This is a genomic window from Plantibacter sp. Mn2098 (assembly GCF_049319745.1).
Classification (GTDB): Bacteria; Actinomycetota; Actinomycetes; order Actinomycetales; family Microbacteriaceae; genus Plantibacter.
In genome coordinates, this window is record NZ_JBMOUH010000016.1 from 19,299 (window position 1) to 43,963 (window position 24,665).

The 24,665-nt window shown below is 68.8% G+C and carries 20 protein-coding genes; 2 read left to right on the forward strand and 18 right to left on the reverse strand.

Annotated elements, in window-relative coordinates:
• Window positions 1–451: 451 nt before the first annotated feature.
• The 8 genes from rplI to ACL9RL_RS19495 form a co-directional block, all read right to left on the reverse strand.
• On the reverse strand, window positions 452–907 hold the full coding sequence (rplI, locus tag ACL9RL_RS19460) for a 50S ribosomal protein L9 (protein WP_422781946.1): 456 nt from the start codon (window positions 905–907) through the stop codon (window positions 452–454).
• A gap of 11 nt (window positions 908–918) precedes the next feature.
• On the reverse strand, window positions 919–1,182 hold the full coding sequence (rpsR, locus tag ACL9RL_RS19465) for a 30S ribosomal protein S18 (RefSeq protein ID WP_056010351.1): 264 nt from the start codon (window positions 1,180–1,182) through the stop codon (window positions 919–921).
• A gap of 78 nt (window positions 1,183–1,260) precedes the next feature.
• Window positions 1,261–1,797, reverse strand: a complete 537-nt coding sequence (locus ACL9RL_RS19470; RefSeq protein ID WP_422781947.1) for a single-stranded DNA-binding protein — start codon at window positions 1,795–1,797, stop codon at window positions 1,261–1,263.
• Window positions 1,798–1,802: 5 nt separating this feature from the next.
• Window positions 1,803–2,225 (reverse strand): 30S ribosomal protein S6, encoded by a 423-nt coding sequence (rpsF, locus tag ACL9RL_RS19475; RefSeq protein WP_422781977.1) that lies wholly within the window; start codon window positions 2,223–2,225, stop codon window positions 1,803–1,805.
• A gap of 126 nt (window positions 2,226–2,351) precedes the next feature.
• Entirely contained in the window at window positions 2,352–3,623 is a 1,272-nt protein-coding gene (locus ACL9RL_RS19480; RefSeq protein WP_422781948.1) for an MFS transporter, read from the reverse strand.
• A gap of 77 nt (window positions 3,624–3,700) precedes the next feature.
• Complete coding sequence (locus tag ACL9RL_RS19485) at window positions 3,701–5,245, reverse strand: aldehyde dehydrogenase family protein (protein WP_422781949.1); 1,545 nt, start codon at window positions 5,243–5,245, stop codon at window positions 3,701–3,703.
• Window positions 5,246–5,306: 61 nt separating this feature from the next.
• Window positions 5,307–5,936, reverse strand: a complete 630-nt coding sequence (locus tag ACL9RL_RS19490) for a class II aldolase/adducin family protein (RefSeq protein ID WP_422781950.1) — start codon at window positions 5,934–5,936, stop codon at window positions 5,307–5,309.
• 88 nt (window positions 5,937–6,024) lie between these two features.
• Window positions 6,025–7,326 carry an MFS transporter gene (locus tag ACL9RL_RS19495; protein ID WP_422781951.1) on the reverse strand — a complete coding sequence of 434 codons (1,302 nt, stop codon included), beginning with the start codon at window positions 7,324–7,326 and terminating at the stop codon, window positions 6,025–6,027.
• A 234-nt stretch (window positions 7,327–7,560) separates the two neighbouring features.
• Here ACL9RL_RS19495 and ACL9RL_RS19500 point away from each other — a divergent pair, with 234 nt between their 5' ends.
• Window positions 7,561–8,472 carry a sugar-binding transcriptional regulator gene (locus tag ACL9RL_RS19500; protein ID WP_422781952.1) on the forward strand — a complete coding sequence of 304 codons (912 nt, stop codon included), beginning with the start codon at window positions 7,561–7,563 and terminating at the stop codon, window positions 8,470–8,472.
• A gap of 90 nt (window positions 8,473–8,562) precedes the next feature.
• Here ACL9RL_RS19500 and ACL9RL_RS19505 read toward each other — a convergent pair whose 3' ends face one another.
• Both ACL9RL_RS19505 and ACL9RL_RS19510 read right to left on the reverse strand, forming a co-directional pair.
• Window positions 8,563–9,579: an NAD(P)-dependent oxidoreductase gene (locus tag ACL9RL_RS19505; protein WP_422781953.1), complete on the reverse strand. Its 1,017-nt coding sequence runs from the start codon at window positions 9,577–9,579 to the stop codon at window positions 8,563–8,565.
• An 85-nt stretch (window positions 9,580–9,664) separates the two neighbouring features.
• Window positions 9,665–11,356, reverse strand: coding sequence for an FGGY family carbohydrate kinase (locus tag ACL9RL_RS19510; protein ID WP_422781954.1), 1,692 nt, complete (start codon window positions 11,354–11,356; stop codon window positions 9,665–9,667).
• Window positions 11,357–11,467: 111 nt separating this feature from the next.
• On the opposite strand from ACL9RL_RS19510, the gene ACL9RL_RS19515 reads away from it, so the two are divergent.
• Entirely contained in the window at window positions 11,468–12,844 is a 1,377-nt protein-coding gene (locus ACL9RL_RS19515; RefSeq protein WP_422781955.1) for a heparan-alpha-glucosaminide N-acetyltransferase domain-containing protein, read from the forward strand.
• A 41-nt stretch (window positions 12,845–12,885) separates the two neighbouring features.
• Here ACL9RL_RS19515 and ACL9RL_RS19520 read toward each other — a convergent pair whose 3' ends face one another.
• The 8 genes from ACL9RL_RS19520 to ACL9RL_RS19555 all read right to left on the reverse strand — a co-directional run bounded on the left by ACL9RL_RS19520 (window position 12,886) and on the right by ACL9RL_RS19555 (window position 24,468).
• Window positions 12,886–14,136, reverse strand: a complete 1,251-nt coding sequence (locus ACL9RL_RS19520; protein ID WP_422781978.1) for an RNA polymerase sigma factor — start codon at window positions 14,134–14,136, stop codon at window positions 12,886–12,888.
• Window positions 14,137–14,221: 85 nt separating this feature from the next.
• Window positions 14,222–14,644, reverse strand: a complete 423-nt coding sequence (locus ACL9RL_RS19525; RefSeq protein ID WP_422781956.1) for a YciI family protein — start codon at window positions 14,642–14,644, stop codon at window positions 14,222–14,224.
• A gap of 196 nt (window positions 14,645–14,840) precedes the next feature.
• Complete coding sequence (locus tag ACL9RL_RS19530) at window positions 14,841–16,655, reverse strand: bifunctional 3'-5' exonuclease/DNA polymerase (RefSeq protein WP_422781957.1); 1,815 nt, start codon at window positions 16,653–16,655, stop codon at window positions 14,841–14,843.
• Window positions 16,656–16,822: 167 nt separating this feature from the next.
• Window positions 16,823–18,604: a dipeptide ABC transporter ATP-binding protein gene (locus ACL9RL_RS19535; RefSeq protein WP_422781958.1), complete on the reverse strand. Its 1,782-nt coding sequence runs from the start codon at window positions 18,602–18,604 to the stop codon at window positions 16,823–16,825.
• Window positions 18,601–19,740, reverse strand: coding sequence for an ABC transporter permease (locus ACL9RL_RS19540; protein WP_422781959.1), 1,140 nt, complete (start codon window positions 19,738–19,740; stop codon window positions 18,601–18,603). The genes ACL9RL_RS19535 and ACL9RL_RS19540 overlap by 4 nt, the downstream gene beginning before the upstream one ends.
• A gap of 1 nt (window position 19,741) precedes the next feature.
• The gene (locus ACL9RL_RS19545; protein WP_422781960.1) at window positions 19,742–20,818 is read right to left on the reverse strand and encodes an ABC transporter permease; all 1,077 of its coding nucleotides are present in this window, start codon (window positions 20,816–20,818) and stop codon (window positions 19,742–19,744) included.
• Window positions 20,819–20,950: 132 nt separating this feature from the next.
• The gene (locus ACL9RL_RS19550) at window positions 20,951–22,579 is read right to left on the reverse strand and encodes an ABC transporter substrate-binding protein (protein ID WP_422781961.1); all 1,629 of its coding nucleotides are present in this window, start codon (window positions 22,577–22,579) and stop codon (window positions 20,951–20,953) included.
• 572 nt (window positions 22,580–23,151) lie between these two features.
• Window positions 23,152–24,468, reverse strand: a complete 1,317-nt coding sequence (locus tag ACL9RL_RS19555) for an ABC transporter substrate-binding protein (protein WP_422781962.1) — start codon at window positions 24,466–24,468, stop codon at window positions 23,152–23,154.
• Window positions 24,469–24,665: the final 197 nt, after the last annotated feature.

Here is a 24,665-nt window from a genome sequence, read left to right on the forward strand (position 1 = left end):
GAGCACTTTCCCCACAGGACAACTCAGCCTGTGGATAACTCTGTGCACAACTTGAGCGAAACTCCGTGGATTGTGTGCACAACCTGTGGGGAACCCTGTGGATAGAAAACTATTTTGGGCCTAGAAACGCCGCCTGACCTGGGTTTTCACACTGCACAGGTGCTGTGAACAAATCAGTTCCCAAATGGGGGTAAAACGTGTGGATATCCGTGACGCCCTGTGCACAACTGTTCTTGACGCGGAGCCGGAAAGGGGTGTAAACCTGCTCCAACACTTGTGTGATTGGGGCATCGAGGGGCTGTCGGACCCGCGTTTCGCGCGCCGCCGAATCAGCGGGAACGCGCACCTGAAACGCGCGCAGAACACCCCCCGGAAAACGACGATGGCGGCGGGCCGAAGCCCACCGCCATCATCCGCTCACACACGCCCGGAAGGCGTGCAGGGAACGTTGTTACTTCTTTGCAGCGACCACCTGGAGGGCGATCGTCGCGACGATCTCGTCGCGGAGGCTGATCGTGGCCTCGTGCTCGCCGACGTACTTGATCGGCGTTGCGATCTCGATCTTGCGCTTGTCGACCTCGCCGAGACCGGCAGCGGCAACAGCCGTCGCGATGTCAGCAGGCTTGATCGAACCGAACAGGCGGCCTTCGCCACCCGTCTTGACCGTGAGCTTGACCTTCGTGGCCTGGAGGCGAGCCTTCAGGTCCTGGGCCTCTTCGATCGTGGCGTGCTCGCGCGCTGCGCGGGCTGCCTTGATCTGCTCGACCTGCTTCTCGCCACCACGCGTCCACGGCGTGGCGAAGCCCTGCGGGACGAGGTAGTTGCGTGCGTAGCCGTTCTTGACGTCGACGACGTCACCAGCGGAGCCGAGGCCGGAGACCTCGTGCGTCAGAATCACTTTCGACATGTGCGTGCCTCCTAGCGGCCAGAGCCGGCGTATGGCAGCAGAGCCATCTCACGCGCGTTCTTCACTGCGCGTGCGATGAGTCGCTGCTCCTGGACGTTGACGCCGGTGATGCGGCGTGCACGGATCTTGCCGCGCTCGGAGATGAACTTGCGAAGGGTGGCGACATCCTTGTAATCGATGACACCAACCCGGATCGCCTTCGCGGGAGCGACGTTCTTGCCGCCCTTAGCACCGCGGGCGGGCTTGCGGCGGTCGCCGCTCGACTTTCCAGCCATGGTTGTTCCTTTGCGTATGAAATGGTGATCGGTCGGTGCTGGCCGCTCTCACGGCCGACACCCGATCGAATCCTGTGTTTAGAAGGGGGTCTCGTCGCCGTAGCTGCCGGGAGTGTTCCAGGCATCTGCGCCACCGGCGGGGCCGGAGGAGGCGGGAGCGCTCTGAGCCCAGGGCTCTTCCTGCTGCACGGCGGGGGCTCCCCCACCGCGGCCTCCGAAGTTGCCTCCGCCGCCGTTGCCGCCGCCCGAGGACGGAGCACGGCTGATGGTTGCGGTCGCGTACCGGAGCGAAGGGCCGATCTCGTCCACCTCGAGTTCGATGGTGGTCCGCTTCTCGCCTTCCTTCGTCTCGTAGGAACGCTGCTTGAGACGCCCGGTCGCGATGACACGGCTTCCCTTGGTGAGCGATCCCGCAACGTGCTCGGCGAATTCACGCCAGACGCTCGCGCGCAGGAACAGCGCTTCGCCATCCTTCCATTCGTTCGCCGCACGATCGAAGTTGCGCGGCGTGGAAGCGATGGTGAAGTTGGCAACTGCCAGCCCGTTCTGCGTGAAACGCAGCTCGGGATCGCTGGTCAGGTTGCCCACCACGGTGATGACGGTCTCGCCAGCCATGAGCTCTAGGCTTCCGTGGACTCGGCTGCGGGAGCGGCGTCGGCGGCGGGCGCCTCGGCTGCGGGTGCAGCTTCAGCAGCGGGCTTGGCCTTGGGAGCGGCAGCCTTGCGGGCGGCCTTCTCCTCGACGCGCTTGGTCTCGACGGCGACCTGGGCGATGGCCTCTTCCGCACGCAGCACCTTGGTGCGCATAACGGCTTCGGACAGCTTCAGCTGACGGTCGAGCTCCTGCGTTGCAGCGCTGGTAGCGGTGAAGTCGACGACGGCGTAGATGCCCTCGGTCTTCTTGTTGATCTCGTAAGCCAGGCGACGACGGCCCCAGATGTCAACCTTGTCGATGGTTCCACCATCGTTGCGGATGACGTTGAGGAACTTGTCGAGGCTCGGTGCAACCGTGCGCTCGTCAATTTCCGGGTCGAGGATGACCATGAGTTCGTACTGATGCGTCACTAACCCACCTCCTTCGGACTCGAACGGCCACAGACTTTCTGTGACAGGAGGGTGTAAGCATCGTTGCGATCGGGCGTGGACAGATTGAACCCGCCCGGGCAACCTTCACAGCGTACCGGACTGGGCGCTCATGCGCCACCAGGGTCCTGGTCGGAGCGCGATTGCGGCGATGAGCGGGCCGATCGCGAGGGGCAGGAACGCGTACCGCCACCCCACCAATTCGGCGAGGGCGAGGACCCCTGAGATGGCCCCGATGCTCGCGAGGTAGCCGATCCCCATCTGCAGCGCGATGGCGCTGCCCACCTGGTCCGGATCCGCCTCGTCGCCCGTGAGCGCGGAGTAGAGGGGTGAATCCGCGATGGCCGATGCGCTCCACAGGGCGAGCAGCAGCACGGCGAGGACCGCGGGCGCCTCGGGGAGGAGCGGGGTCGATGCCGCGCAGGCGGTTGAGATCACGACCGACCAGCGCGCGACGACGCGTTTCCCGTATCGACTCGCCAGGACGCCGCCGGCGAGGCAGCCGAGCGCGCCGACGACACCGATCAGGACGAAGGCGAGGAGGCCCGTGGAGCCGCCTGCGTCGCGCGGCGCGAGGGACGGGATCGCGAGGAGCAGCGCCGGCAGCCACACCCACAGCCCGTAGACCTCCCACATGTGCCCGACGTAGGCGAGCGTGATTCGCCGCTGGCCTGGCCGACGGAGCGGGTTGCGGGAGCCGGCGATGCGAGACCGGGCGATACGCGAGTCCACGGCGCCGGAACCAGCTGAGTGCGGGCCGTCGGTACGTGCCGCGTCATCGCCCTGGCGCCCGGTCGTCACGTACGGCCCGCTCCGCAGGGTCAGGGCCAGGAGCGCCGACGCACCGGCGGCGAGGGCGCACACGACGAGCACCTGCCGCCAGTCCTCCACGGGCGACGCGTCGAGCAGCCAGGGCGCCGCCGTCCCGAGCGTGAGCGCGGCGACGACCCCGGCCACCGCGAGCCCCCGCCATCGCGGAGAGGCCCAGGAGACGGTCGCCCGCATGCCCGCCGGATAGACGGTCGCGAGCAGGAGCCCAACGCCCACCCGCGATGCGAGGAGCAGCTCGAAGGACGAGTCGTCGACGAGTGGGAGGACCGTCATCGCGGCGGTCGCGGCGGAGCCCAGCGAGACGAGCAGAGCCGGCGGCAGCCGATCGCACAGCCGCGTGAGCCCCACGACGACCGCGCCGACGGCGAACCCGGCCTGCACGGCGACGACGAGGAGGACCCGGCCGATCGGGCCGAGACCGAATGCGACCGTGAGCGACGGGACCGCGGCCGCCGTCGCGAACCAGCAGGAGATCGCGAGGACCTGGACGAGGACCCCGACCGCGATCTGCGAGACGGCCCGGGTCACAGGGCTGCCCGCCTCACGAGGCGGCCGGAGTTATGCATCGTCCGGGGTGACCGGCCCGGTTCACGACGCACCCGCGCTCAGTGCGCGAGGCTCGTCCACACCGTCTTCGTCTCCAGGTAGGACTCGAGGTTCGCGTGCCCCATGTCGCGGCCGTAGCCGGACATCTTGTAGCCGCCGAACGGCGCCGCGGCATCGGTCGCCCCGTACATGTTGATGTAGACGGTGCCGGCCTGCAGGAGGTTCGCGAGGCGGTTCGCGCGGCCGATGTCGCGGGTCCAGATGCCGGCCGCGAGCCCGTACGGGGAGTCGTTCGCACGGCGGGCGATGTCCTCGATGTCGTCGAACGGCTGGGCGACGACGACGGGACCGAAGATCTCCTCGCGCACCGCGTCCATCGAGTCGTTCACGTCGGTGAGCACGGTCGGGCGGATGTAGAACCCGCCGGGATCGACCGCCTCGGGGAATCCGGAGCCGCCCGTCGCCACAGTCGCGCCCTGTTCGAGCGCGCCGTCGATGTAGCCGAGCACCCGCTCGTGCTGCCTCGCGCTGATCACGGGGCCGATGACGGCTGCGCTGTCGAAGCCGTGACCGATGCGCATGCCGGAGGCGATGTCGCTCAGCCGGCCGACGACATCGTCGAACACCCGGGACTCCACGTACAGACGCGAGCCCGCAGCACACGCCTGCCCGGCGTTGAAGAAGATGGCGCTCGCGGCGCCGGCGGCGGCCTCCGCCACCGGGCTGTCCGCGAAGACGATGTTGGGGCTCTTGCCGCCGAGTTCGAGCGTGACGCGCTTCACCTGCGACGCGGCGCGAGCGGCGATGCGGGTGCCGACGGCCGTGGACCCGGTGAACGCGATCTTGTCGACGCCGGGGTGGTCGACGAGCGCCTCCCCGGCCTCCGCGCCGTAGCCCGTGAGTATGTTGAGCACACCCGCCGGCAGCCCGGCTTCGAGCGCGAGCTGGCCGAGGCGGAGCACGGACAGCGGTGTGTTCTCGGCGGGCTTCAGGATGATCGTGCAGCCAGCGGCGAGCGCCGGGGCGAGCTTCCACACGGCCATGAGCAGCGGATAGTTCCACGGGACGATCTGCGCCACGACGCCGACGGGCTCACGCTCCGTGCGCACCATCGTGTCCGGCACCGAGACGGGGATCGTGTTGCCCTCGATCTTCGACGCCCACCCCGCGAAGTACTCGAAGTGCTTGATGGCGAGCGGCAGGTCGACGGCCGTCGCGGCGCCCTTGAGCTTGCCGCCGTCGAGGACCTCGAGCTCGACGAACTCCTCCGCGTGCTGCTCGAGGAGCCGCGCCAGCCGCTCGATGATCCGGCCGCGGTCGAGGCCGCTCATCCGCCGCCACGGAGCCGACGGCGCGAACGCGCGACGGGCCGCCTGCACGGCTGCATCCGCATCGCTCGCGTCCGCCGCCGCGGCCAGGCCGATGATGCGGCCGGTCCCCGGATCGACGACCTCGATCGTCCGACCGGAGTTCGCCTCGACCATCCGGCCGTCGATGAGGAGACGGGGCGGCTGGGCGAGGAACGCCTTCGTCGCGGCGCTGATGTCCGGGTCGAGGGCGATGTCGGGGTTCGGGGTGCCGGTGGGTGCGCTGGTCGAAGTCATGGTGTCCTGGGGCTCCTGGTCCGTGAGGGATCGAGTGGGCGGTGCTGGTGGGTGCGGGCGCTCAGGCGTGGTGGAGCGCCGCGAACGCGTCGGCCGGCATGGTCGTCGTCGTGTCGCCGAGGAGCAGCGCGCGGTAGGTCGCGGTCGCCGCCTCCTCCAGGTTGAGCGCCCGGCGGTAGGCCATCTGCACGGTGTCGCCGAGGGCGGAGCAGCCGTGGTTGCCCATGATGATGCAGTTGTGCTCGCGCGCCTGCTCCGCCGCGGAGTCCGCCAGTTCGTCCGACCCGTTCGGGTAGTACGGCGTCGTCCCCACCGAGCGCACGTAGTACGCGTGGTCGAGCGTGATGAGCCGGACCGAGTGGCCGAGCGCGTCGAGGAGCACGGCGTGCTGCGGGTGCACGTGCACGACCGCGTTGACGTCTGACCGCTCCTGGTAGGCGCGCTGGTGCAGCTTCCACTCACTCGACGGCGAGGGTCCGGAGACGACCTCGCCGCCGAGGGTCATGACGGAGAAGTCGTCCGGGGTCAACCGGTCGAGCCAGGTGCCGGAGCCCGTGACGACGAAGGTTCCGTCGTCGAGGCGGGCGGACAGGTTGCCGCCGCTCGCGAGGGCCAGGCCGTGGTTGACGGCACTACGGCCGACGTCGCTCAGCTCGGCGATGCGGGGTGCGAGGGTGGTCTGCTCGGTCACGATGTCTCCTGGTGGTGAGTGGGATCGGATGCGGGATGGGACGGGCGGGGGCCGGTTGCGGGCCGACGCACGCGCCGGCCCGCAGGACTCAGCCGGCGACCTGCGGGTTGCGGACGCCCACGGCGACCGGCATCGCGGGGCCAGCATCCGCCTTCGGGGTGCGCAGCGCGAAGGTCAGGACGAAGCCGACGATGTACATCGCCGCGATCACCCAGATCGTGCCCTCGATGCCGATGGGCGTCACGAGCCCGGCGATGACCGGACCGATGAACTGGCTGAGGCCGGCGCCGAGGTTGAGGATCGCGACCGCTGCGGCCTTGTTCATGGGGGCGAGGAGCGGGACGATCGCCGACAGCGGCACGAACATGCCGAGCGCGAGGCCGTAGAGGATCGCGATCGTGATCGTGACGCCGAAGTTCGGGCCGATGAGCGTCGGCACGTAGTAGAGCGCGAGGACGGTCACGAAGCAGCCGATGCCGCCCGCCCACGCCACGACGTTGACGCGGCCGATCCAGTCGGACAGGTAGCCGGAGATCAGGTTCGCGGCGACGTTGGCTGCGAGCATCGTGCCCCAGATGACCTGCCACTCCGCGAGGCCGAAACCGATGTCACGGACCATGTACGTGGTCAGGAAGACGACGAACGCGTAGAACGAGAGCGTGTTGATGAGACGGACGATGCCGCCGATGCCGACCTTCGGGTTCGTGCCGACGATCGTGATGCTGCTGACGACGCCCTTGATGCTGTTGCTGAGCGTGACGGGCTTCGTGACGGGGTTCCGGAGGAGGACGAGGACCATGATGCCGCCGACCGCGACGAACGCGAGCGCCAGCCAGAGGGTCGCGAGCTCACCGATGACGGGGATGACGGCGCCGGCGAAGTAGGAGCTGATGACGCCGAGACCCAGCGTGGAGAAGAACCAGTACCAGCCGACCGCACGGCCCATGACGTTCTCCGGCGTGCCCATCGTGATCCACACGAGGAAGCCGTAGGCGAACATCGGGTAGCCGAGGCCGCGGATGCCGAAGGCGATGAGCATAACCGTGAAGTTCTGCTGCATCACGCCGAAGACGAGGAACACGATCTCGAAGACGACCCAGATGGCGAAGCCGAGCATCATGACCCGCTTGGGGCCCCAGGCCTCTGCGAGCGCGCCGCTCAACCAGGCCGCGGCTGCAACGACGATGCCGTAGGTGGCCCAGAGGGTGGCGACGTTGCCCTCGTTGAAGCCGAGGGAGTCGAGGTACGGGGAGAGGAAGCCGGCCTCGATGCCGTCGCCGACCATAAAGATCGTGAGGGCGACGAAGCCCCAGGCGATGGGGCGGGCGATTCCCTGGGTGCGCAGGAGGCGGGCGAACCGGCCTTCCGTCGCTGGCGTGGTGCTGACCATAACGAGACTCCTCATTGAGCGGGACAGTTGGGGGTGGGTGGAGAAGTGGTGCCTGGCGTCGGCATGGGGGCCGGCTGGTGCCCGATCGGGTGATCGGGGTAGACTGAACAAATGTTCATCAGAATGAACTTATGAACTACAGAGTGGATCACGGATCGGGCGATGTCAAGCCGCATCGTGACGAACATCGACTCCCGACCACGATCGACGACCGCGCCATGGAAGGATTGCCGCATGCTACTGGGACGCGTCGCGCGCATGTACTACGAACACGGGCTCACCCACCAGGAGATCGCGAACGCGCTCGGGCTCTCCCGCATCCGCGTGACCCGCCTGCTCGCGGAAGCCCGCGACAAGGGGCTCGTCGAGATCATCGTGCACGTCGAGGAATCGCTCTTCGCCGACGAGGAGCGCGACCTCTCCGCCCGATACGGCCTCCTCCAGGCCTGGGTGGCCCCGAGCGTCCCCGACAGCGCGAAGGCCGACCGCGCGTTCGCGACCGTCGGCGCCGATGCCCTCGGCTCCGTCATCGAGAAGGACGCCGTCGTCGCCCTCGGGCTCTCGACCGCCGTCGCGCTCGTCGTCCAGGAGGTGCCTCAGCGGCAGCTCGGCGCACGCTTCGTCCCACTCGCCGGCGGCGCGAGCGGCCTCGTGAACGGCGCCAACCCGCATGAGATCGCCCTGTCCCTCGCCGCGAAGACCGGCGGCCAGGCGTTCTACCTGCCGGCACCGCTCCTCGCCGTCTCCGCGGAAGCCGCACGCACAGCCACGGCAGACCCCGGGGTCGCCGACGTCCTCGGGCTCGCCGCGAAAGCCGACCTGCTCGTCGCAGGGCTCGGTGGATCCGAAGCCGGCCAGGGACTCCTCCTCGGCTCGCTCGACGAACGCCAGCACACGGAACTCGGGGCGCTCGGAGCCGTCGGCGACCTCGCCGGCCGCTTCTTCGACGCTGAGGGGCGCGCCGTGACGGGCGAACTCGACGAACGCGTCGTCGGGCTCACCCTCACGCAGATGCAGCAGATCCCGCATCGCCTCGTCATCGCCCGCGGCGCCTCGAAGGTCGACGCGCTGCGCGTCGCCCTCGAGAACGGCCTCGTGAACATGCTCGTGACGGACGCGGAGACGGCCGGAGCCCTGCTCGCCTGAGGGAGCGGGCCGAGGCGGCGGCTCAGGGAGCTGCGCGGCTCAGCCCTCCCCCACCGGCTCAGCCCACAGCCGTCGGGATCAGCTCACGACTCAGCTCACGGCCGCGGCGAGCGCACCGGCGTTCGCGACCCCCGGAACCCGCTCGCCCTTCGCCCACAGGCGCATCGAGGAAGCCGCGATCCGTGAGTGCTCTGCGATCACGTCGTTCGACGCACCCGCGATGTGCGGGGTCATCGTCACGTTGTCGAAGGAGAACAGCTCGGAGTCGGCCGGCAGCGGCTCCTGGTAGAAGACGTCGAAGCCCGCACCGGCGATGCGATGGTTCCGCAGGACGTCCAGAAGCGCCGTCTCGTCGATGATCGCCGCGCGCCCGGCGTTGATGAGGAACGCGTCGGGCTTCAGGAGCGCGAGCTCCCTCGCACCCAGGAGGCCCTCCGTCTCCGGCATGAGCGGGACGTGGACGGTCACGATGTCGGACGTCGAGAGGACCTCGTCGAGCGGGGCGACGGTCGCGTCAGCACCGAAGGCGTCAGCGGGGAGGAACGGGTCGTAGACCTTCACGGTCATGCCGAATCCGAGGGCGCGGCGCAGCATCCGCTTCCCGACGGCGCCACCGCCGAGGATGCCGAGCGTGCGACCGCCGAGACCGATGCTGCGGAAGCGTTCGTACGGCTCGAACACGTCATCGCTCGTCCAGTTGCCCTCGCGCAGCCAACGCTCCGAGGCGCTCACCTGACGCACGGTCGCGAGTAGGAGGGCGAAGCTGAGGTCCGCCGTCACCTCGGCGTTCCGGCCGGGCGTCGTGAGCACGGGGATGCCGCGGGCGCTGCACGCGTCGAGATCCACGTTGACGGGCTTCGCGCGGCACGAGACGACCGCGCGGAGGTTTGGCGCAAGGGCGAGCGTCGCCTCGTCGACGACGTCCAGCTCCGCGACGACGATCTCCGCTTCGGCGAGCGCCGCGGCGAGCTCGGGACGGTCAGCGAGCGAGGCGCCGGCCGACGACGGCTCCACGAGCGTCACCTCGAACTCGTCGGCGAGCGCCGCAGCGACGCTCTCGTCGAATGGCGCGGTCACGAGCACGCTCGTACGGTGCTGGTCGGTCATGGCTTCCTCCTGGTGGGTCGCTGGTCTGGGGTGGGGCTGATGGGTCGTCGGGCGGGGTGCATCTGGTGCGGCACGGGGCGTGCGGTCATCGTGATGCCGTCGCGTGTACGGGCGCGGGGGCGCGCGCAGGCGCGAGCGCGGGCGATGCGGGCACGGATGCGGCGTCGGACACGGCCGCCGCGCGCGACTCACCCTGCGGCGCAACGGTCCGGTTCACCGTCGGCTGCGGGTCGCCGGAACCGACGGGCGTCTGCCCCGAGTGCGTCCGCAGCCGCCTGAGCGCGGACCAGTGCGGCTTCATCGCGTCACGCGTGGCGAGGAACGCGGCGTACGCCTCCTCGTACAGCTCGTGCCGCACGGCGTCCGGTGTGAAGGTGCTCGACCGGGGAGCGAGCTGCGCCACCGCTGCCGCGAGGTCCGGAGCCAGCCCGACGGCGGCGAGCGCGAGCGTCGCAACACCCCTGGCGCCCACCTCCGGTTCCTCCTGCCGCACGATCTCGCGACCGGAGACATCGGCCAGGATCGAGCACAGCAGATTGGAGTCGGAGCCGCCGCCGCAGATGAGCAGCCTCCCGTGCAGCCCGAGCGCATCGAGGCACTCGGTGAGCGAGTACGCGAGGCCCTCGTAGACGCTCCGCAGAAGTTCCGCGGACGTCGTTGTGATGCTCATGCCCAGCCAGGACGCCGAGGCGACGGCGTCGAAGAACGGCGCGCGCTCCCCGCTCGGCGAGCCGTACGGCAGGTAGACGATGCCGCCGCTGCCCGGCGGGACGGTCGCCGCCTGCCGCTCGACGTCAGACCAGTGCTGGTCCGTGAGGCCCAGGCACTCGCGCACCCAGTCGAGGTTCGGGGTGCCCGTCATCGGTGCGAGGGATTCGAGGACCTGCGTGCCGCGGCCCGTCGCGAGCACGATGCTCTCGTCACGACGCACGCCGGCGCGGGTCGGGTGGTTGAGGCCGACGAACCCGGTCGTGCCGAGGATCGCGTAGCCCTGGTCGTCGCCGATCGCACCGAGACCGACGCCGGCAGCTGCGGTGTCGACGAGGCCGACGATGACCGGGATGCCGTGTTCGAGACCGAGATGGTCGGCGACGTGCTGGTCGATGACGCCGGCGATGCTCTGCGGGTCGCGGACCTCGGGCAGCAGCGCACGCACGTCCTCCTGGCCGAGGGCGGCGAGGAGATCATCCGAGTAGGCGCCTGTCGCGGTGTCGAGGTAGGTGCGCGATGCCTCGCTCGGGTCGGTCGCCATCTGCCCGGTCAGCTTGTAGCGCAGCCAGTCCTTGCAGTTGAGGTGGTGCGCGACACGATCGCGCAGCGTCGGATCCGCTGCTGCGAGCTCGTCGACGAGGAGCGGGAGCGCGCCGGCGAAGAGCGGCGAGCCGGTCGTCCGGTGGACCGCAGCCGCACGATCGTCATTCAGCCAGTCTTCGAGGCGGTCGTTGGCGCGGCCGTCGAGCCAGAGCGCCGCCTGCCCGACCGGTCGTCCGCGCTCGTCGACGAACCAGGCGCCATCGCCCTGACCGGTGATGCCGATGGCGACGATCTCGGCCGGGTCGTCGAGCTCCGCGAGCTGATCCACAACGGCGGTCACGGTCGATGCCGCAGCGTCCCAGACGTGATCCATGTCCGCCTCGGCTCGGCCGTCCTCGCCGCGGCTGAGGTGGACGGTGGACCGGGCGACGCCGTGGATCCGGCCGTCGAGGGTGAACGCCACCGTCTTGACCGATGTCGTTCCGGCGTCGATTCCCAGAATGATGCGGGTGCGTCTCTGCACTGTGATCTCCGAACATTGGTGCGTCATCTTGATCAGATGTTCAGTATAGCTCCCGATCATCCGGATGCAACCAGCGGGTAGCCTGTTCGCACGCGGAGCAGAGGAGGAGCGATGACCCGGGCGACTCCCTCGCACGATGAGCCTGTGGCAGGCTCCGTGCCGTCCGCGCAGAGCGGTGATGGCGATCGGGGGCTGGGGGCTCAGCCCGTTCAGCGGATTCAGCGGGTTCGGCTGGCCGATGGCGAACGGCGCCGCCGATCCGCCGACCGCCTCGTCGGCCTCGACATCGCGCGCTTCCTCGCCCTCGCGGGGATGATGGCCACCCACCTCTGGACGTACGACCCGGCCGGCGGCGGCGAGACCGCGATCACCGAAGTGCTGTCCGGCAAGGCGGCTGCGCTGTTCGCCGTGCTCGCGGGGGTCGGCATCGTCCTCACCACGCGCCGGGCGCTCAGTGCCGGCGACGCTGCCGCCGCACGCCTCACGGTGTTCGGGCGCGGGCTCGCCCTCGTGCTGCTCGGACTGTGCCTCGGACTCATCCCCGGTTCCGTGTACGTCATCATCGTCTACTACGGGGTGACGTTCTGGCTGGCGATCCCGATGCTGCGCTGGCGGGCACGGAGCCTCCTGATCGCCGCCGGGGTCTGGGCGTTCGTCTGGCCCGCCCTCTCCTTCCTCTGGCGGAGCGGACTGGGGGACGTCGCGACGCCGGAGATCGGCAGCGCCTCCTGGTTCGACCTCGCCGACCCTGGCGCGTTCGGCCGCGGGATCCTGCTCACGGGCGTCTATCCGGCGCTGACGTGGATCGTCTATGTGCTCATCGGCATGGCAATCGGACGGGCGATGCTCGCCGCGCGGGCCGCCGGAGGGCTGCGTCGGTTCGCACTGGTCACCGCCGGCATCGGCGCCGCGGTCGCGCTGGCCGCCGACCGGTCGAGTGCGCTGCTGCTGGGACCGTTCGGCGGGCTGGAAGCCCTCGCGGGGAGCGCCGATCCTGACGCGATCCGCGACATCGAATCCGTGCTCGGATCAGGGATGTACGGGACGTCGCCGACGGACTCGCCGTGGTGGCTGGCCGGGCGGGCGCCGCACAGCGGTACGACGCTCGATCTGCTGTTCACCGCCGGGATCGCGGCCGCCGTCATCGGACTCTGCCTCGCGCTCGGGCTCGTCATCGGGCCGCGTTGGCGGATGATCCTTCGGCCCGTGACCGGGGCTGGCGCCGCTCCGCTGACGATCTACGCGACGCATGTGCTCTTGGCGGCGATCGGTTCGGGTCTTGCATGGTTCGCCGGCCCCGACGGCGGCTGGCTCGACTCCAGCCCGCAGTTGTGGGGCATCCATGTCGCGGGCGCGCTCCTCCTCGGCTGGCTCATCGCATCGACCCACCGCCGGGGTCCCCTGGAGACCTTCGTCCACGCCGCCGGCCAGTCCCTCGCCTCCGTTGCCTCTGCCGAGGTGTCGCAAAGTGCGGGTGCGCGACGCTGACACCCGCACTTTGCGACACCTCGGCAGAGGAGGGGGACGGGTTAGAGGGCGGCGGAGCGGGCGCGGAGGTGGGATTGCTCCCGCAGGTTGGCGGTGAGGGAGGCTGCACGCTCGAAGTCGGCCCTGGCCTCGTCGAGACGGCCCAGGCGGACGAGGAGTTCAGCGCGCACCGAGGGCAGCAGATGCGAACCGGCGAGCTGCCCGGAAGCGACCAACGCGTCGATGATGCGGAGCGCCGATGCCGGACCCGTCGCCATCGACACGGCCGCGGCCCGATTCAGCTCGACGACAGGAGACGGCGCCAAGCGCCCGAGGGCCTCGTACAGGACGACGATGCGGTCCCAATCCGTTTCCGCAGCGGTCCGCGCGGTCGCGTGGCACTCGGCGAGCGCCGCCTGCAGTCCGTACGCGCCTCGGCCCCGCCCGATCGCATCGGCGCGGGCCAGCGCGGCGGCCCCCCGCACGATCTGCGCACGATCCCACCTCGTCCGATCCTGCTCCAGGAGGAGGATCGGCTCGCCATCGCGTGTGGTCCTCGCCCCGAACCGCGACGACTGGAACTCCATCAACGCGACGAGTGCGTGCGCCTCGGGCTCCTTCGGCACCAGCCCGACGAGCAGGCGCGCGAGGCGCAACGCCTCCCGGCACAGCTCCGGCCGCATCCAGTTCTCGCCGGAGGTGGCCGCGTACCCCTCGTTGAACACCAGATAGAGGACGCCGAGCACCGATGCCAGCCGCTCGGGATACGCAGACCGGTCCGGCACCTCGAACGGAACCTTGGCCGCCGCCAACGTCTTCTTGGCCCGGACGATGCGCTGCTGCACGGTCGCCGTCGGCACGAGGAACGCGCGCGCGACCTCCTCGCTCGTCAACCCGCCGACGACCCGCAGCGTCAGCGCGACCTGCGCCTCACGCGAGAGCACTGGGTGACAGGAGATGAAGACGAGCCGGAGGACGTCATCGGCGATGTCGTCCGGGTCCCACGGGAGCGCGTCCGGGTCCGTCTCCTCCCGCAGTTCGTGCGCCATCGCCGCGTACCGTTCGTCGAGTCGGTCGCGTCTGCGCCAGCCGTCGATCGCCTTCCGCCTGGCCACCGTCGTCAACCAGGCGCCCGGGTTCTGCGGCGTCCCGGACTCCGGCCACTGCACGAGCGCGTCGGCGAGCGCCTCCTGCGCGAGTTCCTCGGCGAGACCGAAATCGCCGACCGTCCGGGTGAGCGTCGCGACGATCCTCGCCGATTCGATGCGCCACACGGCCTCGACCGCGCGGCGCGCGCTGGCCGGGCGGTCCATCGCCGCTGCTGGACCGCCCGGTTCCGATGTCGCACTCATGGTGTGCCGCCCACGATGCACGTCACGGCTGGCGTCGTCGTTCGCGTCAGTTCTTGGCGACGTCGTTCTCGGCGCGCCATTCCGCTTCACGCTGGATGTACTCGTTGTCCTGATCGAACTCGTCGAGGCTCTGGATGCGGCGCACTTCGAGCTTCACGCCTGCGCCGAGCGGGCATCGGCTCGCCCACTCCGCCGCCTCTTCCTTCGTGGCGGTCTCGATGATCCAGAACCCGTTGAACAGCTCCTTCGCTTCGGCGTACGGGCCGTCGGAGACGACGGGCGGCGTGGAATCGAAGTCCACGACGAAGCCCTCCTCGACCGGGGCAAGGCCCTCGGCGGACAGGAGCACGCCCGCCTCGATGAGGGATTCGTTGTACTTCCCCATGGCCTCGATGATCTCGTCGAAGGGGATCTCGGCCGCTGCCGCGTCGGCTTCGGGGGTGGATCGCATGATGAGCATGTACTTCATGGCAATTGCCTCTCTCTGAGTTTCAGCGCGGTTCGCCATCCGAATCCGCCGCCTCACTCATACGTCGATCCTGACCGTCCCAGATCGACATCGCCACCCACTTTCCCCGAACTTTTTCTGCCGAGGGGTCGCAAATGGCGGGTGCGAGGGGGTCAACACCCGCCATTTGCGACCCCTCGCGGGTTTAGGAGAGAGGTTACTTGGCTTCGGCGTAGGTGCGGACTATGGCGGTGGTGACCGGGAAGTCGACGGGGGCTGCGCCGAAGATGAGGCGGCCTGCCTCGGCTGCTGAGGCACGGACCAGCGCGGCGACCTCCTCGGCCTGGGCAGTAGGGCAGTGGACGACGATCTCGTCATGGAGGAAGAAGACGAGGTGCGCCGAGTCGGTCAGGAACGCATCCCCCGCCAGCGTCTGGAGGCGCGTGCGGAGGCCGGCCATCCAGCACAGCGCCCACTCGGCGGCCGTCCCCTGCACCACGAAGTTGCGGGTGAACCTGCCCCAACTGCGCGCCTCCGTCCGGGCACGACGCGTGATGGCCTCCGTCGCCGACTCCGTGGACGCAACCGATTGCAGCTCGTGCCAGGCATCCCCCGGAACCGGCGATGTCCGACCCAGGCGCGTGTGCACCCGCTCGCCGCGCTCACCGACCCGCGCCGCATCCTCCACGAACTGGATCGCATGCGGGAACGTCCTCGTGAGCCGCGGCAGGAGGCGCCCGCTCTCCCCCGTCGTCGCGCCGTACATCGCCCCGAGCATCGCGATCTTCGCGTGCGGGCGGGTGTCGACAGCACCGACATCGACCATGCCCTGATACAGGTCGACGCCCCGGCCGGCATCTGCCATCCGACGGTCACCTGACATGGCCGTCAGGATGCGCGGCTCGAGCTGCGCCGCATCGGCGACGACGAACATCCACCCCGGATCCGCGATGACCGCCCGCCGGATCTGATGCGGCAACTGCAAGGCGCCGCCGCCGTCCGACGCCCACCGGCCGGTCACAACACCGCCCGGGACATAGGTCGGCCGGAATCTGCCGTCCTTCACCCACGTCTCCACCCAGTTCCAGCCGTTCGCGGTCATCAGACGCGAGAGCTTCTTGTACCGCAGGAGCGGCGCGATGACCGGGTGTTCGATCTCCTTCAGCTCCCACGAGCGGGTCGAGGTGACGGGCAGACCCGCGCGCTGCAGCGCCTTGAGGAGTTCGCCTGGCGACTCCGGATAGAGCTCGTCGACGCCGAGCGCCGTCTTGACCTCATCGAGGACCGCGGTGAGGAGCGCCGGCCGCATCCCGGGTGCCGGCTTCGGGCCGAGGATCTCTTCGAGCAGACGATCGTGGACCGCTGCGTCCCACGGCAGCCCCGCGAAGGTCATCTCGGCGGCGATGAGCGCCCCGGCCGACTCCGCTGCGAGCAGCAGGCCGAGCTGGGATCTGCCCTGGGGCGTGGCTCCGGCGATCGCCGCGCGCTGGAGGGCGAATTCGGCGATCGGGTCGCGCTCGCCCGTCGGGGCGTCGAGGTCGAAGAGCGCTCCGGTGACCTCTGCGCGTTGGGCGATGCGGGGATCGATGGATTCGTCCCACGGGCCGCTCGGCGCTGCGGCGAGCGCCGAGGCCGCGGTGAGCACGGAGTTGCGGAGGATGAGGTGGCAGAGGCGGAGGTCGACACAGCGAGAGACGCGGACTCGGGCCGCGAGGAGCTTCGGGTACCAGGTGGCGGAGTCGTCCCACACCCAGCGTGGGCTGTGCTGTTCGAGCCGCCTGACGGCATCGGGGAACTCTGCGGGGGTGAGGGTGAGGTCGATGGGCCCTTCGACAAGCTCAGGGACCGGTTCCGCGACGCCAGACGCCGGTTTCGAGCCGCCAGGGACCGGTTTCGAGCCGCCAGGGGCCGGAGCCGAGACGTCAGGCGCCGGAGCAGGCGTTCCGGCGAGCGGGCGCACTGCGGGCTCGTCGTCTCCGACGTCCACGATGCGGATCCGTCCACCCGGCAGTTGATGGACGGCGAGATGCATCCCCCCAGTCTGCACCCCACCCCCGACGTCCCAGCCCGCGAGCTGTCAGTCGTGGCGGTTCTGACACCGTCAGACCGACCACAAGTGCCAGCTCGCGAGCTGTCGGTTGTGGCTGGTCTGGACGCCGTCAAAGCCGCCACAAGTGCCAGCTCGCGGGCTAGGACGGGCTAGGGAGTGCGGGTCAGACGACGCAGGTCCTCGCGACGCGTGGCCTGGGCCACGGGATCGGGGACCGGGAGCGATGCCAGCAGACGGCGCGTGTACGGATCCACCGGGGCGCCGAGCACCTCGGCTCCAGAGCCCTCCTCGACGATGTCGCCCCGGTACAGCACCATGATGCGGTCGGCGAGGATGTCGACGACCGCGAGATCGTGGCTGATGAACAGCGATGCGAACCCGAACTCGCGCTGCAACTCCGCGAAGAGCTCCAACACCCGCGCCTGCACCGATACGTCGAGCGCCGATGTCGGCTCGTCGGCGATGAGCAGCGCCGGCTCGAGCGCGAGCGCCCTGGCGAGCGACGCCCGCTGCCGTTGTCCACCCGACAGCTCGTGCGGGTAGCGGTCGCCGTACGCCTTCGGCAGTTGCACGGCCTCCAGCAGCTCATCGACCCGGCGTCGCGCAGCCCGCGTGTCCCCGAATCGTCCGTGCACCACAAGCGGTTCCGCAACGCACTCCGCGATGGTGAACAGCGGGTTGAAGCTCGTCGCCGGGTCCTGGAACACGAACCCGATCTCCCGCCGCTTGGGCGCGAACTGCCGCTCCTTCACCCGGTTCATCTCGACCCCGAGCACAGACAACGAACCGCCGGTGACCTTCGTGAGCCCCGCGATGGCGCGCCCGATCGTCGTCTTGCCCGACCCGGACTCCCCCACCAACCCGAGCACTTCGCCAGAGTGGATCGTGAAGTCGACCCCGTTGACCGCTCGGAAGCCCGGCCGTCCGAAGCGTCCCGCGTATTCGATCTCCAGCCCCGATGCGACGACGACCGGCGCCGCCTGCACGAGCTCGGCGACCCGGCTCGCCTCGGCCACCACGGCGCTCTTGCCGCGCCCGACGTGCGGAACAGCTTCGAGCAGCCGCTTCGTGTAGTCGGCCTTCGGCGCGGAGAACAGCTCCTGCACCGGCGCCTCCTCCACAATGTCGCCCTGGTACATCACCACGACGCGGTCGGCGAGGTCCGCGACGACGCCCATGTTGTGGGTGATGAGCACGATCGCCGTGCCGAACTCGTCGCGGCATCGGCGCAGGAGGTCGAGGATCTCGGCCTGCACGGTCACATCGAGTGCGGTGGTCGGTTCATCGGCGACGATCAGCCCTGGGTCGAGCACCAGCGCCATCGCGATGACGATGCGCTGCTTCTGTCCGCCGGAGAACTGGTGCGGGTAGTAGTCGACGCGCTGCTCCGGATCCGGGATGCCCACCCGACGCATGATGTCGATCGCCTTCGCGCGGGCCTCGGACTTCGAGTACTTCCCGTGCGCGCGGAGTCCCTCGGCGATCTGCCACCCCACCTTGTACACGGGGTTGAGCGCCGTCGAGGGCTCCTGGAACACCATCGCCGCATCGCTGCCGCGGATGTGCCGCAACTGCTCGGCGTCGGCGGAGATGACGTCCTGCTCAGACGCGCCGTCCCGGCTGCGCAGGATGACCGCGCCGCTCGCCGTAGCCGTCTCCGGCAGCAGGCCCAGGATCGTCTTCGCCGTGACCGTCTTCCCCGAGCCGGATTCGCCGACGATCGCAACGATCTCCCGCGCACCGACGGAGAAGGAGATGTCGTTGATGGCCTTCACGGCGCCGGCGTCAGTGGAGAAGGAGACGCCGAGATCCGTGACGGTGACGATGTCGGTGGCACGGTCAGCGACGCGGGCTGCGGCGGGACCTGCACTAGCGGCACGACCGCCGCCGACGGCTGCCCCGCCGAGCTGTTCTGGGCTGCGGTCGCTCATGATCGCTCGTCCTCTCGTCTGGCTTCTGCATCGCTCTCGGCCGCCGCCTCGGTCACGGCACCGAGCGCTTCGGCATCGATCAATCCGGCTCCGCCCGGGCTGTCCGGGGTGCCGCCGATGGTCGAGATGCTCGACGTCGCCGAGACGACACCGGATGATGCCCCGACCCGGCGACGGCCGCGCAACCGCGGGTCGGACAGGTCGTTGAGCCCCTCGCCGACGAGCGTGATGCCGAGGACGACGAGCACGATGGCGACACCCGGGAACACTGCGGTCCACCAGATCCCACTCGTCACGTCGGACACGGAGCGGTTGAGGTCGTAGCCCCACTCGGCCGCGGCGGTCGGCTCGATGCCGAACCCGAGGAAGCCGAGGCCGGCGAGCGTGAGCACCGCTTCGGACGCGTTGAGCGTGATGATGAGCGGGAGCGTCCTGGTCGCGTTCCGCAGGATGTGCCGGAACATGATGCGCGAGTTCGAAGCCCCGATGACCTTCGCGGATTCGACGAATGCGTCGCCCTTGATCCGCACGACCTCGGAGCGGATCACCCGGAAGTACTGCGGGATGAACACGACGGTGATCGAGATGGCCGCCGCGAGGATGCCGCCCCACAGGCTCGACTGGCCGCGGCTGATCACGATCGACATCACGATCGCGAGCAGGAGCGACGGGAACGCGTAGATCGAGTCGCAGACGACCACGAGGATGCGGTCGACCCAGCCGCCGAAATAGCCGGAGACGAGGCCGAGCAGCACACCGATGAAGAGCGACAGGACGAGCGCGGCCACGATGACGAAGAACGCCGTCTGCGCACCCCACAGCACACGGGACAGCACGTCGTATCCGCCGACCGTCGTCCCCAGGAGGTTGACCGGCCCCGGCGGCTGTTGCGTCCCGAAGGTGCCGTCCGGGCCGCGCAGCTGGTTGAAGCTGTACGGCGCGACGAGCGGCGCGAAGATCGCGATGAGGATGAAGACGCCCGTGACGACGAGGCCGACGACGAGCATGCCGCGCTGCAGACCGACCGACTGGCGGAACTGCTTGACGACAGGGAGGCGCTCACGCAGCGGGCGCTTCGTGGGGGCTGAGGATGGAGGCGGCGGGGAGGCCGGGCCGCTGAGCGTCGAATTCGTCATCTCAGTACCTCACCCTCGGGTCGATGATCGCCGCGATGATGTCGACGATGAAGTTCGTCAACGCCACGATCACCGCCAACAGTGCGACGATCCCCTGCACGGCGACGAAGTCGCGAGCCTTCAAGTACTCGCTCAACATAAAGCCGAGACCCTTCCACTCGAAGGTCGTCTCGGTCAGGACCGCACCGCCGAGGAGCAGCGCGATCTGCAGGCCGATGACCGTGATGATCGGGATGAGCGCCGGACGGTACGCGTGCTTCGCGACCAGCCGGTACTCGCTCACACCGCGTGAGCGGGCGGCATCGACGTACCCGGATCCGAGCGTGCCGATGACGTTCGTGCGGACCAGCCGCAGGAAGACGCCGGCCGTGAGCAGGCCGAGCGCGATCGCCGGCAGGACGGCGTGCGAGAGGACGTCGCCGATCGCATCCGGATCGCCCAGTCTGATGGCATCGATCAGATAGATCCCGGATGGATTCTCCAGGGTCTGCAGATTCAGGTCCGTGCCCGTCGAGGCCCGGCCGGCCACCGGGAGCACCCCCAACCAGACCGAGAAGATGAGCTTGAGCAGGAGTCCTGCGAAGAAGACGGGCGTCGCATACGCGAGGATCGCGAAGACGCGGAGGCCGGCGTCCTGCCACTTGTCGCGGCGGTACGCGGCGACCATGCCGAGGGGGATGCCGACGATGAACGCGACGATGAGCGCATAGAAGGCGAGTTCGAGCGTCGCCGCCCCGTAGGTCAGGAGGATCTCCGTGACCGGACGGTTGTCGGAGAGCGTGGTGCCGAAGTTGCCGGTGAAGATCTGACCGACGTACTCGAGGTACTGCACGATGATTGGCCGGTCGTACCCGGCGGCATGGATGCGTTCCGCGAGCTGCTCGGGTGGGAGGCGGCCGCCGAGGGCCGCGGTGATCGGATCGCCCGTGAGCCGCATGAGGACAAACACAAGCGTCACGAGGATGAAGATCGTGGGGATGATCAGCAGGAAACGAATCACCAGGTAGCGCCAGAGACCACCTCCAGACGACCGTTTCCGAGCGGTTTTCGGCGGTGGTGACGCGACAGCAGTCGTCATACGGTGAATCCTCCTCGATGCACGAGAGCCATGATGTCAGACAGTTCGGCCGGGGCGGTCATTGCTGGCCGCCCCGGCCGAAGGTGCGTTGCACATCGTCTGATCGATCAGTGGCGCTCGATCAGCGGTGCGCTACTTGCTGATGGGTGCGTAACGGAACTTGAACGAGGCGTCGAGGGTGGTGCCCTGCACGTCCTTGCCCACGACCGCCACCTGCGAGCCCTGCAGCAGCGGGAGCGTGGACAGGTCGGCTGCGACCTTGTCCTGGATCTCCTCGATGAGCTTGGTGCGCTGGGTGGTGTCGACCGTCGAGACCTGCTCGCGGATGAGCGAGTTGACGTCCTCGTTGTTGTAGTGGTTCTTGAGGAAGCCGCCTTCGAGGAAGAACGGGGTCAGGTAGTTGTCGGCGTCCGAGTAGTCCGGGTACCAGCCGAGCTGGTACGCGGGGTAGACGTCGGCGGTGCGGTCCTTGGAGTACTGGACCCACTCCGTCTGCTGCAGGTCGACCTCGAAGAGCCCACCCTCCTCGAGCTGGCTCTTGACCGCCGCGTACTCGTCGCCGGAGCCAGAGCCGTAGTGGTCGCCGTTGTACTGCAGCTTGAGCTTGACCGGGGTGGTCACGCCGGCCGCCTCGAGGGTCGCCTTCGCCTTCGCCTGGTCCGGGCCGCCCTTGCCGTCGCCGTAGAGGCCCTTGAGGGACTCGGTGGCGCCGGTCAGGCCTGCCGGGACGTAGGAGTACAGCGGGGTGTACGTCTCCTTGTAGACGTCCTTGGCGATCGCGTCGCGGTCGACGAGGTCGGCAGCCGCCTGGCGCACCGCGAGCGACTTCGCCGCGTCCGCCTCAGGCGTCGTTGCGCCGTACGGCATCGTGTTGAAGTTGAAGACGATGTAGCGGATCTCGCCGCCGGGGCCGTCGACGATCTTGACCTTGTCGTCCTTCTTCAGGTCCGCGATGTCGGTTGCGGACAGGCTGCGGAAGGCGACGTCGATGTTGCCCTTCTGCACGTCGAGCTTGAGGTTCGACTCGTCCGTGTAGTACTTCACGTTGACCGATGCGGTCTTCGCCGGTTCGAGGAGGCCCTTGTAGCCGTCGAACTTCTTGTAGCCGATGAGGTCGTTGAACTTGTAGCTCGAGATCTCGTACTGGCCGGCGAACGCCTTGCCCTTGACGATGTCCTGGTCGGACGTGAGCGCGGTGGCGGAGAAGACTTCTTCGTCGACGATGGGGCCGGCCGGGCTGGAGAGGACCTGCGGGAACGTCTGGTCGTTCTCCGACTTGAGCGTGAAGACGACGGTCAGGTCGTCGGGCGCGTCGGTCTTCTCGAGGTTCTGGAGCAGGCTCGACGGTCCGTTGTCGGCTGCGATGGCGAGCTGGCGGTCGAAGGAGAACTTGACGTCGGACGACGTGAGGTCGTGACCGTTCGCGAACTTGAGGTCCTTCTTGAGCTTGACCGTGTACTCGGTCGGCGAGGTGAAGGAGGCGGATTCTGCGATGTCCGGAGCGACGTCCGGGCTGCCGTACGGCGTGTTCATGAGGAACGGGAAGACCTGGTTCATCACGGCGAACGAACCGTTGTCGTACGAACCTGCCGGGTCGAGCGTGGTGACCTTGTCGGTCGTGCCGATCGTGATCGTGCCGCTCGAACCGGAGGAGCTGCCGCCGCCTCCACCGGCGGAGCAGCCGGCCAGGACGAGCGCGGTGACGGATACGCCGGCGAGCGCGAGTGCGCCCTTCCGGAAGCCGCTACGTGGGGATGACATAAATGTCGACCTCGTTTCTGTGTCATCGAAAAGCGCGCGTCCAGGGTCCGGCGCGAGCTTGTAGAGGATTACAGCACGGTCCATACATATTCATCAATGGCTGGGGGGATCCGGTGCGGATTCGTTACCAGCGGGAAACATCGACGGAGGAAACCGCCGGTCATGCGGCGTGGCTCGATCGGCGGGGAATCGCCTGGCCGACACAACAAATTCGGTAGTCGGTCAGCCGCCTGAGTGGGGCGTCGGGTCGGTCGCGCCATCTGTCGGCCAGTCCGCGCCATCCGGCCACGAGTCTGCTTCGGCTGTCGGCCGGTCCGCGTCAGCTGCCGGTCGGTCCGCGCATCGCCGACCCCACCATCGCGCATAACTCCTTCGATTCGTCCGCGCACAAAACGGCAGCCGCGGAATGACGCGGCTGCCGTCGATCGGCCGTCGAAATTGAAGGAGTTATGCGCGATCCGGACGCCGATGCCGAGCCCTCACGGTGCCGACGACGATGCCGATGCCGCACGATGCCCAAACCGACACTGCACGATGCCGAGCCGCTGCCGATGCCGATGCCGACGAGGCGATCAGTCGTTGAGCGCGGCGTTCCCGAGGTCCTGGGCCTTCTTGAGACCCTCCGGCACCGGGGTCGCCCCGGAGAAGACCTGCTGCAGGATCGGGTCGTAGGCCGCCTGACCCTTCGCGAAGTTCGCGCCCTGCGGAGCCGGGATCGTCTTCGCGCCCTTGCCGATGACGTCGAAGAACGGCTGCACGTCGACCTGCTCGCGCTTCCAGTAGTCGAAGTAGCCCTGCTGGGCGGACTTGACCGCCGGGACGGCCGCACCGCTGGCGCCGACCGGCGCGTTCCCGGCCTTGCTGCCCATCCAGGCGAGGAGCTTCTTCACCGCGTCGGGATGCGTCGTCGCCGCGTTCCCGGCGGCCGCGATGCCGTTGGTCACGCTGACTGCACCGGCCGGGCCGGCCGGGATGCGGGCGACGCCCCACTCGAACTTCGCGCCGTCGGACACGGCCTTGAGGTTGAAGAGCCCCGACTGGAACATCGCGATCTTGCCCTGGAGGAACGCGTCGCGGCTGAAGTCGCCGTTCGTGTTCGTGTCCGATGCCGGCGGCGCCACCTTCGCGGTGTTGATCGCGTTCACGAGGTAGGTGACTGCCTGCTCCGTCTTCGGCTGCGAGAAGGCGAAGTTGTCGCCGTCCTGGAACTGCCCGCCGTTTGAGCCGATGTACGGCAGCAGGATGGACTGGAGGTCGTAGGCGATATTGGTGCCGAACTGCGTTACCGTCCCACCGTCGAAGCCGGGCTGGTCCGCTGCGACGCCCGCCGCATCCTTGGTGAGCTTCTTCGCGACGGGCAGGAACGTGTCCTTCGCCGCATCGGGCGACCAGGTGAGCTCGTCCAACTGCTTCGGCGTGACGCCGGCGGCGGTCAGAAGTGCGGTGTTGTAGTACACGGCGGTGCCGGCATCCGACAGCTGCGGGACGCCCCAGAGCTTGCCGTCCCTCGTGAACTGGTCGACGACGGTCGGCGACCAGTCCTTCTTGGCGTCGGAGCCGAGGGTCTTGCCGATGTCGAGGAGGCTGCCGCTGTCGGCGTACGGCCCGAGGTAGGAATTGTTCACCCAGAAGACGTCCGGTGCCTTCTTGTCGGCGACGTCGGTGCGGAGTGTGTTCCAGTAGTCGGCCCACGGCACGACGTCGACGTTGACGTGGATGTCCGGGTTCTGCTTCTCGAACGCCGCGAACGACGTCTTGTACGCCTTCGCGACCCCGCTGTCCCACAGTCGGACCGTCACCGTGGTCTTGTCCGCAGCGCCCGCCGAACACCCGCTGAGGGCGATGGCTGCTGCCGCTGCGACGGCGATGGGGAGGAGGCGCTTGCGCAATTGAGGTCCTTCTACTCGAAACGGCTCGGACGGCCGTGGAGGCGGCCGGAGGGATCCGGTGTCCGCGTCTGGGAGCATGCTCCGGTCGACGCGGGGCACGACCGGGAGCGTGGCGGCCTCCGCTCTGGGGTGGGGGACCGTCGGCGTCCGGGCGCCGTTGTTCTGACTTGGGAGGCTAGCAGCAGATTCTGAACAAC

Coding starts and splice junctions, on each gene's coding strand:
- rplI (WP_422781946.1), bottom strand. CDS start 907: ATGTCGAAAGTGATTCTGACGCACGAGGTCTCCGGCCTCGGCTCCGCT.
- rpsR (WP_056010351.1), bottom strand. CDS start 1,182: ATGGCTGGAAAGTCGAGCGGCGACCGCCGCAAGCCCGCCCGCGGTGCT.
- ACL9RL_RS19470 (WP_422781947.1), bottom strand. CDS start 1,797: ATGGCTGGCGAGACCGTCATCACCGTGGTGGGCAACCTGACCAGCGAT.
- rpsF (WP_422781977.1), bottom strand. CDS start 2,225: ATGGTCATCCTCGACCCGGAAATTGACGAGCGCACGGTTGCACCGAGC.
- ACL9RL_RS19485 (WP_422781949.1), bottom strand. CDS start 5,245: ATGACTTCGACCAGCGCACCCACCGGCACCCCGAACCCCGACATCGCC.
- ACL9RL_RS19495 (WP_422781951.1), bottom strand. CDS start 7,326: ATGGTCAGCACCACGCCAGCGACGGAAGGCCGGTTCGCCCGCCTCCTG.
- ACL9RL_RS19500 (WP_422781952.1), top strand. CDS start 7,561: ATGCTACTGGGACGCGTCGCGCGCATGTACTACGAACACGGGCTCACC.
- ACL9RL_RS19505 (WP_422781953.1), bottom strand. CDS start 9,579: ATGACCGACCAGCACCGTACGAGCGTGCTCGTGACCGCGCCATTCGAC.
- ACL9RL_RS19515 (WP_422781955.1), top strand. CDS start 11,468: ATGACCCGGGCGACTCCCTCGCACGATGAGCCTGTGGCAGGCTCCGTG.
- ACL9RL_RS19520 (WP_422781978.1), bottom strand. CDS start 14,136: ATGGACCGCCCGGCCAGCGCGCGCCGCGCGGTCGAGGCCGTGTGGCGC.
- ACL9RL_RS19525 (WP_422781956.1), bottom strand. CDS start 14,644: ATGAAGTACATGCTCATCATGCGATCCACCCCCGAAGCCGACGCGGCA.
- ACL9RL_RS19530 (WP_422781957.1), bottom strand. CDS start 16,655: ATGCATCTCGCCGTCCATCAACTGCCGGGTGGACGGATCCGCATCGTG.
- ACL9RL_RS19535 (WP_422781958.1), bottom strand. CDS start 18,604: ATGAGCGACCGCAGCCCAGAACAGCTCGGCGGGGCAGCCGTCGGCGGC.
- ACL9RL_RS19540 (WP_422781959.1), bottom strand. CDS start 19,740: ATGACGAATTCGACGCTCAGCGGCCCGGCCTCCCCGCCGCCTCCATCC.
- ACL9RL_RS19545 (WP_422781960.1), bottom strand. CDS start 20,818: ATGACGACTGCTGTCGCGTCACCACCGCCGAAAACCGCTCGGAAACGG.
- ACL9RL_RS19550 (WP_422781961.1), bottom strand. CDS start 22,579: ATGTCATCCCCACGTAGCGGCTTCCGGAAGGGCGCACTCGCGCTCGCC.